Here is a 10,671-nt window from a genome sequence, read left to right as displayed (position 1 = left end):
AAGCTCGGGACCATCACCCATGTGCGCTTGAACATCTTCCCCGATGGCGGCGTGTCCCGACTGCGCCTGTGGGGCAAGCCCGAGGCGAAGAACTGATCGTCCACGCTGCCGCGCTGGCTCCATGAGCGCGGCAGCGTTTTTTTGCGTTCTTCCTTCAATACCGTTCGTTCAAGCAGGAGCATCTTTCACCGTAGGAGCGGCTTCAGCCGCGAAAGGCGCTTGTTCGCGGCTGAAGCCGCTCCTACACCGAGAGGAAAATCTCCTGAGTGAACAGCATCGGCCCTTCCTTTCCTTTTCCGCACGAGACGCCCATGTCCGAACACAACGCCTTCACCCTGCAGGTCCAGCCGCTGACCCGCGAGGCTTTCGCCCCTTTCGGCGAGCTCATCGAGGCCTGTGACGCCGTCCAGCATTTCACCATCAACGCCGGCAATACCGAGCGCTACCACGATCTGGCCAACATCGAGCCCGGACCCGACGGCCGCGTCATCGTCTCCATCTTCCGCGGCCAGCCCCGCAGCCTGCCCTTCTGCGTGCAGATGATGGAGCGCCATCCGCTCGCTTCCCAGGCCTTCATCCCGATGTCCGGCAGGCCCTACCTCGTCGTCGTCGCGCCGGCTGGAGAACCCCCTGCCGTCCAGGACCTGAAGGTCTTCCTCGCCCGCGCCGACCAGGGCGTCAATTACGCCACCGGCGTATGGCACCACCCCCTGCTCGCGCTCGACGGCGTCTGCGACTTCATCGTCATCGATCGCAAGGGAACCGGACACAACTGCGACGAAATACAGCTCGAACGCCACGGCATCATCCCGCCCATATCCCATTCCCGATACGCACCATAAACACCCGCCGCAGTTCCCGGCGCGGCGCCCCCCTACACTCCGCGCCGCCCGGAACCCATTCTAGGAGTGCTCAATGTTGCTCGGCTTGTCGCTGTTCTACGTCGGTGCGGTGCTGATCCTGAACGGACTATGGATGCTCGGGCGGATCAGCGACCGCGAGATTTCGATCATCAACCTGTTCGCCGGCGGACTGACCCTGCTGGTATCGCTGAAGCTCGCCTTCGGCGAGGGGGCTGACCGCACGTCGGTCAAGGCGGCGGCCCTGTCGCTGCTGTTCTCCTTCACCTATCTGTGGGTCGCCTTCAACCGCCTGACCGATGCCGACGGGCGCGGCCTGGGATGGTTCAGCCTGTTCGTGGCGATCACTGCGGTGCCGGTCGCGGTCGATACCCTGAGTACCGCGTCCAGCATCGGGGACTGGTGGCTCGGCGCCTCGTGGGCGGCATGGTCGGTATTGTGGCTGCTGTTCTTCCTGATGCTGGCGCTGCACAAACCGATCGTCCGGCTGACTGCCGGCATGGCGATCGGCCAGGGCATCTTCACCGGCTGGCTGCCGGGCTACCTGCTGCTGACCGGCGTGCTCCGCTAGGTTTTCCCCCTCTCCCGCATCGCCCGCGAAGGCCGTGCCGTCCGCCAGGACGCACGGCCTTCACGCATTCGGAGCTGCGCTCGAAGCTTGGGTGCAGTTGGATTGTGCATTGCAAAAATATAAATTTTTATATTCCACTTATTAACGGGACACGCACTACACGCCCCAGCGAATCCCTAGACTGCCCCACATCAATGCAGCACGGCACGGCCACCGACCGGCGAGGCGTGCCACGACAGGCAAGCACGGAGATGGGCGAGTACCCGGCACAACGGAAAGCAGCACTGTCGGACAAGCACAGCCAGTCGATCGATACCGGTGACCGCCCGGATGACAAAAAAGCGGCACGGACATTGCATTGACGCTCCACCGGCAAGGCCCGCTCCGGCGGCGAAGAGACAAACAAACAGAGAAAGGGGTACGACATGTCAGACCAGACATCGAAAATCGACGCGCAGCGGGTCCATCCGGTAGACGAGAAGCTGCCGAGCGGGCGTCTCGCCACCTTGGGCATGCAGCACGTGCTGGTGATGTATGCCGGCGCGGTGGCGGTGCCGCTGATCGTGGGCCGCGCGCTGGGCCTCGATCCACAGCAGGTCGCCATGCTGATTTCGGCGGATCTGTTCTGTTGCGGCCTGGTGACGCTGATCCAGTCGCTCGGCCTCACCAAGTACTTCGGCATCAAGCTGCCGGTGATGATGGGCGTCACATTCGCCGCCGTCGGCCCGATGGTGGCAATGGCCAACGTCCAGGGCGGGCCGGAAGGCGCCCGGGCGATCTTCGGCGCGATCATCGGCGCCGGCATCGTCGCGACCCTGATCGCCCCCTTCATGAGCCGCCTGCTGCGCTTTTTCCCGCCGGTCGTCACCGGCACCATCATCGCCATCATCGGCATCAGCCTGATGCGGGTGGGCGTGGGCTGGGCGCTGGGCGGTCCTGCCCACCTGGCGCAAACCGTCGATGTTCCGCAACTGGTGCAGATGGTCGATGGCGCCAAGGAGACGGCCGCGGCAACCGGCTCCGAGCTGACCCGGCTGCCGGGACCGATCCCGATGGCCGACAACCCCGGCTACGGTGCGCTCGACACCATGGCGGTCGCGGGCTTCGTGCTGGTGGTGATCCTGCTGATGGTGCGCTACGGCCGCGGCTTCATCGCCAACATCGCGGTGCTGCTGGGCATCGTCATCGGCTGCATCGTGGCGGTGATCATGGGCAAGATGCACTTCGACATGGTCGCCAAGGCCGACTGGTTCGCCATCGTCACCCCGTTCGCCTTCGGCATGCCCACCTTCGACCCGGTGATGGTGCTGACCATGACGCTGGTGATGATCGTGGTGATGATCGAATCGGTGGGCATGTTCCTGGCGCTGAGCGACATCACCGACAAGCCCATCTCCCGCACCGAACTGGCGGCCGGCCTGCGCACCGACGGCCTGGGCACGGTGATCGGCGGCGTGTTCAACACCTTCCCCTACACCAGCTTCTCGCAGAACGTGGGCCTGGTGGGCGTGACCGGCGTCAAGAGCCGCTGGGTCTGCGTGGCGGCGGGCTTGATCATGATCGTGCTCGGCATGCTGCCCAAGATGGCCGCGCTGGTGGAGTCGGTACCGACCTTCGTGCTCGGCGGCGCCGGCCTGGTGATGTTCGGCATGGTCGCGGCCACCGGCATCCGCATCCTGACCAGCGTCGATTTCAAGAGCAACCGCAACAACCTGTACATCGTCGCCCTGTCGATCGGTTTCGGCCTGGTGCCGCTGGTGGCCCCGCGCTGGACCCAGCACATGGCCCACAGCCTGCACCCGCTGCTGGAATCGGGCATCCTGCTGACCGCGATCTCGGCGGTGCTGCTGAACATGTTCTTCAACGGCGGCCGCGACGACACCGCCGGTGCGATCGAAGCGGCGAAGGCGGCGGAAGCGCACTGATCCACCCGGACCGGCAATGAAACACGGCAGGCCACCGCGCAGCATGCGGTGGCCTGTTCCGTTTGCGGCCGCCGCCAACGGCATCGCCGCCCCCCTCTCGCCGCCCCTTCTCACCGGACTGCGGATGCGCCGCCTGCCGCCGGCCCGGGTCACGCCCGCCGCTGCGCCTACGCTTTCCCCTCCCCGCCTTCCCAGTATCCCGGCTGGTTGTAGACCGCCTTCAGGTAGTCGATGAAGTGCCTCACCTTGGCCGGCAGGTAGCGCTGCTGCGGATACACCGCCTGGATGTCGTAGCTCGGCGCGGCGAAATCGTCCAGCACCGTCACCAGTTCGCCGCGCCGCAGTTCGGCCTGGATCTCCCAGGTCGAGCGCCAGCCCACGCCCAGGCCCTGCTTCACCCAGTCGAACAGCAGTTCGCCGTCGTTGCAGGCCAGATCGCCTTCGACGCGGACGGCGAACAGCTTGCCGTCGCGCACGAAGCTCCAGCCGCGCTGCTGGCCCCCGGCGAGGTTGAAGGCGAGGCAGTTGTGGCGCACGAGGTCTTCCGGCTGGCGCGGCACGCCGTGGCGCTCGAAGTAGTCCGGCGTGCCGCACACCACGCGCCGGTTCGGAAACAGCCGCAGCGCCACGTAGTTCGGGTCGGTGACTTCGCCGATGCGGATCGCCATGTCGTAGCCCTCGCGCACCAGGTCGACCACGCTGTCGGTAAAGTTGAAGGACAACTTCAACTCCGGATGCAGGGCACGGAAACCCAGCGCATGCGGCGCCACGTGCCGCCGCCCGAAAGCGGCGGGCGCCGACACCACCAGATGTCCGCGCACCACCTTGCGCCCGGCGCTGATGCCGTGCTCGATCTCGTCGAATTCGCGCAGCAGCTGCCGGCATCCTTCGAGAAACTGCTCGCCCAGGTCGGTCAACGTCAGGCCGCGGGTGGAGCGGTGCATCAGCTTCACGCCGAGGCGCTTTTCCAGGCCGTCGAGGCGGCGGCCCATGATGACCGGGGTGACGCCCTCGACTAGGGCGGCGGCAGCGAAGCTGCCTTTTTCGGCAACCAGCGCGAAGCTGCGGATTTCGGTATGGCGGTCCATTTCATTCAATACCTGGAGTATCGACAGAAACGATTTATACGCCCATTCAGTATTCCTTGCAGGATGCTTATCCTGCACCCATCGGAATCATCCACCATCCCCAAAGGAGACAGAAATGGCCCGCATGAGAGCAGTCGATGCCGCAGCCGCGGTGATGCGCAAGGAAGGCGTGAGTACCGTGTTCGGCGTCCCCGGCGCCGCGATCAACCCGCTGTACTCGGCAATGAAGAAGAACGGCGGTTTCAACCACGTCCTCGGCCGCCACGTCGAAGGCGCCTCGCACATGGCCGAAGGCTACACCCGTGCCAACGCCGGCAACATCGGCGTCTGCATCGGTACCTCGGGCCCCGCAGGCACCGACATGATCACCGGCCTGTACTCGGCCTCGGCCGATTCGATCCCTATCCTGTGCATCACCGGCCAGGCGCCGCGCGCCCGGCTGTACAAGGAAGACTTCCAGGCGGTGGACATCGAGTCGATCGCCAAGCCGGTGACCAAGTGGGCGGTGACGGTGCGCGAGCCGGCGCTGGTGCCGCGCGTGTTCCAGCAGGCTTTCCACATCATGCGCTCCGGCCGTCCCGGCCCGGTGCTGATCGACCTGCCCTTCGACGTGCAGATGGCCGAGATCGAGTTCGACATCGACACCTACGAGCCGCTGCCGGCGTACAAGCCCGCCGCCACCCGCGCCCAGGCCGAGAAGGCGATGGAAATGCTCAACGCCGCCGAGCGCCCGCTGATCGTCGCCGGTGGTGGCGTGCATAACGCCGATGCCGCCGCCCGCCTGCAGGAGTTCGCCGAACTCACCGGCGTGCCGGTGATCCCGACGCTGATGGGCTGGGGCAGCGTGCCCGACGACCATCCGCTGATGGCGGGCATGGTCGGCCTGCAGACCGCGCACCGCTACGGCAACGCCACCATGCTGGCCTCCGATTTCGTCATCGGCATCGGCAACCGCTGGGCCAACCGCCACACCGGCTCGGTCGAGGTCTATACCGAAGGCCGCAAGTTCGTGCATATCGACATCGAGCCGACCCAGATCGGCCGCGTCTTCGGCCCCGACTACGGCATCGTCTCCGACGCCGGCGCGGCGCTCGACCGCCTGCTGGAAGTGGCGCGCGAGATGAAGGCCGCCGGCACGCTGCGCGACCGCAGCGCCTGGGTCGCCGACTGCCAGGAACGCAAGCGCACGCTGCAGCGCAAGACGCACTTCGACAACGTGCCGATGAAGCCGCAGCGCGTGTACGAGGAAATGAACCTGGCCTTCGGCAAGGACACCTGCTACGTCAGCACGATCGGCCTGTCGCAGATCGCCGCCGCGCAGTTCCTGCATGTGTACAAGCCGCGCCACTGGATCAACTGCGGCCAGGCCGGCCCGCTGGGCTGGACCATCCCTGCCGCGCTGGGCGTCTGCGCCGCCGATCCGCAGCGCAAGGTGGTGGCGATCTCGGGCGACTACGACTTCCAGTTCATGATCGAGGAACTGGCGGTGGGCGCGCAGTTCAAGCTCCCCTACATCCACGTGCTGGTCAACAATGCCTACCTCGGCCTGATCCGCCAGTCGCAGCGCGGCTTCGACATGGACTACTGCGTGCAGCTCGCCTTCGACAACATCAACGCGCCGGAGACCGAAGGCTATGGCGTCGATCACGTCGCCGTGGTCGAGGGCCTGGGCTGCAAGGCGATCCGCGTGCGCAAGCCGGAGGACGTCGGCCCCGCCTTCGCCCAGGCGCAGCAATGGATCAAGGAGTTCCGCGTGCCGGTGGTGGTCGAGATCATCCTCGAGCGGGTGACCAACATCTCGATGGGCACCGAGATCAACGCCATCAACGAGTTCGAGGAACTGGCCGAGCGCGGCGAGGACGCCCCGACCGCCATTTCGATGCTCGACTGAGCAAGCCCGCCGGGCCGTCCCCGGACGGCCATGCGCCCCCTTCGGAGGGCGCACGCGCAGACGGAAGGGGTAAAGCAAGCCCCACGACCGACAATAGGAGAACACGACGATGCCAAGATTCGCCGCCAACCTGACCATGCTGTTCAACGAGGTCCCGTTCCTCGAGCGCTTCGAGGCCGCCGCCCAGGCCGGCTTCAAGGGCGTGGAATACCTCTTCCCCTACGCTTTCGACAAGGAAGCGCTGGCCGAGCAGTTGCAGAAGCACGGCCTCACGCAGGTGCTGCACAACCTGCCGGCCGGGAACTGGGAAGGCGGCGAGCGCGGCATCGCCTGCCATCCGGACCGCGTCGGCGAGTTCCAGGACGGCGTCGGCCGTGCGATCGAGTACGCCACCACGCTCGGCTGCAGGCAGATCAACTGCCTGGCCGGCATCACGCCGGCCGGTGCCGATGCCGGCAAGGTGCACGAGACCCTGGTCGCCAACCTGCGCTTCGCCGCCGGCAAGCTCGGCGAAGCCGGCATCCGCCTGCTGGTCGAGCCGATCAACACGTTCGACATCCCCGGCTTCCACGTGAATGGCACCGCGCAGGCGATCGCGCTGATCGACGAAGTGGGCTCGGACAACCTCTTCCTGCAGCACGACATCTACCACATGCAGCGCATGGAGGGCGAACTGGCCAACACCATCGCCAAGCACCTGCCGCGCATCGCCCACATGCAGATCGCCGACAACCCCGGCCGCAACGAGCCGGGCACGGGCGAGATCAACTACGCCTGGCTGTTCCGCTTCATCGACGGCCTCGGCTACGACGGCTGGATCGGCTGCGAATACAAGCCGGCGGCCGGCACCCGCGAGGGCCTGGGCTGGGTGCAGGCACTCGCAGGCTGACCCCGACATCTCACCACCACGACGAATTCAAGGAGACCTCATCATGGCAAACATCGGCTTCATCGGACTCGGCATCATGGGCGCCCCCATGGCGGGCCATCTCATCAACGGCGGCTACACCGTGTACACCTTCACCCACGGCGAGATGCCCAAGGCCTTGATCGATGCGGGCGCGAAGCAGTGCGCCAGCGGCGCCGAAGTCGCACGCAATGCCGACATCATCATCACGATGGTGCCCGACACGCCGCACGTCGAAGACGCGCTGTTCAATCCCGAAGGCGTCGCCGCCGGCCTGTCCGCAGGCAAGATCGTGGTCGACATGAGCTCGATCTCGCCGGTCGCGACCAAGGAGTTCGCCAAGCGCATCAACGCGCTCGGCTGCGAATACCTCGATGCGCCGGTGTCGGGCGGCGAGGTCGGCGCCAAGGCCGCCAGCCTGACCATCATGGTCGGCGGCAGCGAAACGGCCTTCAACAACGTGAAGCCGATCTTCGAGCTGATGGGCAAGAACATCACCCTGGTCGGCGGCAACGGCGATGGCCAGATCACCAAGGTCGCCAACCAGATCATCGTCGCGCTGAACATCGAAGCCGTCGGCGAAGCGCTGCTGCTGGCCGCCAAGGCCGGCGCCGACCCCGCCAAGGTGCGCCAGGCGCTGATGGGCGGTTTCGCCAACTCGCGCATCCTCGAAGTGCATGGCGAGCGCATGGTCAAGCGCACTTTCGATCCCGGCTTCCGCATCGAACTGCACCAGAAGGACCTGAACCTGGCGCTGACCACCGCCCGCCAGCTCGGCGTGTCGCTGCCCAACACCGCCACGGCGCAGGAACTGTTCAACGCCTGCGCCGCGCACGGCGGCAAGGCCTGGGACCACTCGGCGATGGTTCGCGCGCTGGAGAAGATGGCCAATTTCGAAATTGGACAATGACGGCCGGCCTACCGGCCAGCCCCCCCGACAATAATGAAGTGCCGGCATCGACCGGCACCCGGGCGACGGACCTTCTCCCTCCCCTCGACCGTCCGTCGCCCACCCATCGAAGGAGATCATCACGATGCGCCATCTCGCCATCGAAGTCGGATCATTCCGCTTCGTCGCCCGCATGGAAGAAGCCGCTGCGCCCAAGACCTGCGCCGCCTTCCTCGAACTGCTGCCTTTCTCGAACCAGGTCATCCACTCGCGCTGGAGCGGCGAGGCCGTCTGGGTGCCGCTGGGTGAATTCGACACCGGCGTCGGCTTCGAGAACCACACCAGCCATCCCTCGCGCGGCGACATCCTGCTGTATCCGGGCGGCTTCTCCGAGACGGAGATCCTGTTCACCTATGGCAGCAGCTGCTTCGCCAGCAAGATGGGACAACTCGCCGGCAACCACTTCCTGACCGTGGTCGAAGGCGGCGATCAACTTTACGAAATGGGCCGTACCGTGCTGTGGAAGGGCGCGCAGTGGATCCGTTTCACCGACATCGGAGAGCGCTGATCATGAAGCCCACATACATGCTGAGCCTGGAAGACGCCAGGCGCATCGCCGCCGCAGCGGAAACCGAGGCACGCGACAAGGGCTGGGCGGTCAGCATCGCGATCTGCGATGCCGGCGGCCATGCCCTGTGGCTGCAGCGCATGGACGGCGCGCCGCTGATGAGCGCCGCCGTCGCCCCCGAGAAGGCGCGCACCTGCGTGCTGAGCGGCAAGCCGAGCAAGGTCTTCGAGGACATGGTCAACAACGGCCGCTTCGCCGCGCTGGCGATGCCGGTGGTGCCGCTCGAAGGCGGCGAGCCGATCGTCGTCGACGGCAACATCATCGGCGCCGTCGGCGTGTCCGGCGTCAAGGCCGGCGAAGACGCGCAGGTCGCCCGCGCGGGCGTCGCTGCGCTCATCACACAGGAGAATCCGGCATGAAACGCGAACGCAGCGCCCGCATCCTCGCCACCCTCGGCCCCGCCAGCTCCAGCCGGGAGCAGATCCGCGCGCTGGCCGAGGCCGGCGCCGACGTCTTCCGCCTCAACTTCAGCCACGGCAGCCATGAGGACCACGCCGAACGTCTGCGGACGATCCGCGAAGTCGAGCAGGAAATCGGCCGCCCGATCGGCGTGCTGATGGACCTGCAAGGCCCCAAGCTGCGCGTCGGCCGCTTTGCCGAAGGCAAGGTGACGCTCGCCGCCGGGGCGCCCTTCCGCCTCGACCTCGACCCCGCCGCCGGTGACGTCAATCGTGCCAACCTGCCCCATCCCGAAATCTTCGCCGCGCTCGAAGCCGGCACCGAGCTACTGCTCGATGACGGCAAGCTGCGCCTGCGCGTCGATGCCTTCGGTGCCGATTTCGCCGAGACCACGGTGCTGGTCGGCGGCGTGCTGTCGGACCGCAAGGGCGTCAACGTGCCCGGCGTGGTGCTGCCGATCTCGCCGCTGACCGCCAAGGACCACGCCGACCTCGCCTTCGGCCTGTCGCTGGGCGTCGACTGGGTGGCGCTGTCCTTCGTGCAGCGCGCCGAAGACCTGCGCGAAGCGCGCGAGATCATCGGCGACCGCGCCTGGATCATGGCCAAGCTGGAAAAGCCCGCAGCCATCGACCAGCTCGAACCCATCGTCGCGCTGGCCGACGGCATCATGGTGGCGCGCGGCGACCTCGGCGTCGAACTGCCGCCGCAGCAGGTGCCTGTGCTGCAGCGGCGCATCGTGCGCGCCTCGCGCGCCGCCGGCAAGCCGGTGGTGGTCGCCACGCAGATGCTCGAATCGATGATCACCTCGCCGGTGCCGACGCGCGCCGAAGCCTCGGACGTCGCCACCGCGATCTACGACGGCGCCGACGCGGTGATGCTGTCGGCCGAATCGGCCTCCGGCCAGTACCCGGTCGAAGCGGTCGGGATCATGCACCGCATCATCTGCGAGGTTGAGCGCGACCCCGCCTGGCGCGCCGGCCTGGAAGCCAGCCACACCGCGGCCGAAGCCAACACGCCGGATGCGATCTGCTGCGCGCTGCGCCGCGTCACCGGCCTGCTCGGCGCCGCCGTCACCGTGGCCTACACCACCTCGGGCTTCAGCGCCCTGCGTGCCAGCCGCGAACGCCCGGTGGCGCCCATCCTCGCGCTGACGCCGCAGCAGGCGACCGCGCGCCGGCTGGCGCTGGCCTGGGGCGTACATGCGGTGCCGTTCGAGCAAGTGAACGACGTCACCGAGATGGTCGAGCACGCTGCGAACGCTGCCGTCAGCCACGGCTTCGCCAAGCCGGGCGACGACGTCGTCATCATCGGCGGCATACCCTTCGGCCGCAGCGGCACCACCAACCTGCTGCACGTGGCGCGTATTCCGCGCTGACGAAGCGCCCGCCCCACCCGCCGCTGCCGCGCGAGCAAGCAGCGGGTGGGGCGTACGTCCGTTTGCCATCCAGGCTCTGCTGCCGCCTCCGGCCGCCCTGCTTCCAGAACGGCAGCTCCAGCCATCTGCGTGCCTGCC

The 10,671-nt window shown here is 66.9% G+C and carries 11 protein-coding genes; 10 read left to right on the top strand and 1 reads right to left on the bottom strand.

The genetic code is table 11. The features are described from left to right. The 4 genes from TBU01S_RS23290 to TBU01S_RS19380 all read left to right on the top strand — a co-directional run. The coding region (locus TBU01S_RS23290) for a hypothetical protein (RefSeq protein WP_157659213.1) at positions 1-96 on the top strand (96 nt) is incomplete at its 5' end. Positions 97-311: 215 nt separating this feature from the next. Continuing rightward, positions 312-842 carry an ureidoglycolate lyase gene (locus TBU01S_RS19390; RefSeq protein WP_068639151.1) on the top strand — a complete coding sequence of 177 codons (531 nt, stop codon included), beginning with the start codon at positions 312-314 and terminating at the stop codon, positions 840-842. A gap of 73 nt (positions 843-915) precedes the next feature. Further along, positions 916-1,431, top strand: a complete 516-nt coding sequence (locus TBU01S_RS19385) for an AmiS/UreI family transporter (RefSeq protein WP_068639146.1) — start codon at positions 916-918, stop codon at positions 1,429-1,431. Between the two features lie 425 nt (positions 1,432-1,856). Next, positions 1,857-3,356, top strand: a complete 1,500-nt coding sequence (locus TBU01S_RS19380) for a nucleobase:cation symporter-2 family protein (RefSeq protein WP_068639145.1) — start codon at positions 1,857-1,859, stop codon at positions 3,354-3,356. A 167-nt stretch (positions 3,357-3,523) separates the two neighbouring features. Here TBU01S_RS19380 and TBU01S_RS19375 read toward each other — a convergent pair whose 3' ends face one another. Further along, a complete protein-coding gene (locus tag TBU01S_RS19375; protein WP_068639144.1) occupies positions 3,524-4,444 on the bottom strand; it encodes a LysR family transcriptional regulator in 921 nt (306 codons plus the stop codon). A gap of 115 nt (positions 4,445-4,559) precedes the next feature. Here TBU01S_RS19375 and gcl point away from each other — a divergent pair, with 115 nt between their 5' ends. From gcl to pyk, 6 genes are all read left to right on the top strand, one after another. Beyond that, positions 4,560-6,335, top strand: coding sequence for a glyoxylate carboligase (gcl, locus tag TBU01S_RS19370; RefSeq protein ID WP_068639143.1), 1,776 nt, complete (start codon positions 4,560-4,562; stop codon positions 6,333-6,335). Between the two features lie 109 nt (positions 6,336-6,444). Beyond that, the gene (hyi, locus tag TBU01S_RS19365; protein ID WP_068639142.1) at positions 6,445-7,224 is read left to right on the top strand and encodes a hydroxypyruvate isomerase; all 780 of its coding nucleotides are present in this window, start codon (positions 6,445-6,447) and stop codon (positions 7,222-7,224) included. A 43-nt stretch (positions 7,225-7,267) separates the two neighbouring features. After that, positions 7,268-8,152: a 2-hydroxy-3-oxopropionate reductase gene (locus TBU01S_RS19360; RefSeq protein WP_068639141.1), complete on the top strand. Its 885-nt coding sequence runs from the start codon at positions 7,268-7,270 to the stop codon at positions 8,150-8,152. Positions 8,153-8,276: 124 nt separating this feature from the next. Then, positions 8,277-8,699: a DUF3830 family protein gene (locus tag TBU01S_RS19355; protein WP_068639140.1), complete on the top strand. Its 423-nt coding sequence runs from the start codon at positions 8,277-8,279 to the stop codon at positions 8,697-8,699. 2 nt (positions 8,700-8,701) lie between these two features. Then, positions 8,702-9,118 carry a GlcG/HbpS family heme-binding protein gene (locus tag TBU01S_RS19350; protein ID WP_068639139.1) on the top strand — a complete coding sequence of 139 codons (417 nt, stop codon included), beginning with the start codon at positions 8,702-8,704 and terminating at the stop codon, positions 9,116-9,118. Beyond that, the gene (pyk, locus tag TBU01S_RS19345; protein WP_068639138.1) at positions 9,115-10,533 is read left to right on the top strand and encodes a pyruvate kinase; all 1,419 of its coding nucleotides are present in this window, start codon (positions 9,115-9,117) and stop codon (positions 10,531-10,533) included. Before TBU01S_RS19350 ends, pyk begins: the two co-directional genes overlap by 4 nt. Positions 10,534-10,671: the final 138 nt, after the last annotated feature.

This window comes from Thauera butanivorans NBRC 103042, from assembly GCF_001591165.1.
Classification (GTDB): Bacteria; Pseudomonadota; Gammaproteobacteria; order Burkholderiales; family Rhodocyclaceae; genus Thauera; species Thauera butanivorans.
This window is presented reverse-complemented; position numbering and strand designations above follow the sequence as displayed.

Excerpts from the sequence above, each read along its gene's own strand:
- TBU01S_RS19380 (WP_068639145.1), top strand. The coding sequence starts at position 1,857 with ATGTCAGACCAGACATCGAAAATCGACGCGCAGCGGGTCCATCCGGTA.
- pyk (WP_068639138.1), top strand. The coding sequence starts at position 9,115 with ATGAAACGCGAACGCAGCGCCCGCATCCTCGCCACCCTCGGCCCCGCC.
- TBU01S_RS19350 (WP_068639139.1), top strand. The coding sequence starts at position 8,702 with ATGAAGCCCACATACATGCTGAGCCTGGAAGACGCCAGGCGCATCGCC.
- TBU01S_RS19390 (WP_068639151.1), top strand. The coding sequence starts at position 312 with ATGTCCGAACACAACGCCTTCACCCTGCAGGTCCAGCCGCTGACCCGC.
- TBU01S_RS19385 (WP_068639146.1), top strand. The coding sequence starts at position 916 with ATGTTGCTCGGCTTGTCGCTGTTCTACGTCGGTGCGGTGCTGATCCTG.
- gcl (WP_068639143.1), top strand. The coding sequence starts at position 4,560 with ATGGCCCGCATGAGAGCAGTCGATGCCGCAGCCGCGGTGATGCGCAAG.
- TBU01S_RS19355 (WP_068639140.1), top strand. The coding sequence starts at position 8,277 with ATGCGCCATCTCGCCATCGAAGTCGGATCATTCCGCTTCGTCGCCCGC.
- TBU01S_RS19375 (WP_068639144.1), bottom strand. The coding sequence starts at position 4,444 with ATGGACCGCCATACCGAAATCCGCAGCTTCGCGCTGGTTGCCGAAAAA.
- hyi (WP_068639142.1), top strand. The coding sequence starts at position 6,445 with ATGCCAAGATTCGCCGCCAACCTGACCATGCTGTTCAACGAGGTCCCG.
- TBU01S_RS19360 (WP_068639141.1), top strand. The coding sequence starts at position 7,268 with ATGGCAAACATCGGCTTCATCGGACTCGGCATCATGGGCGCCCCCATG.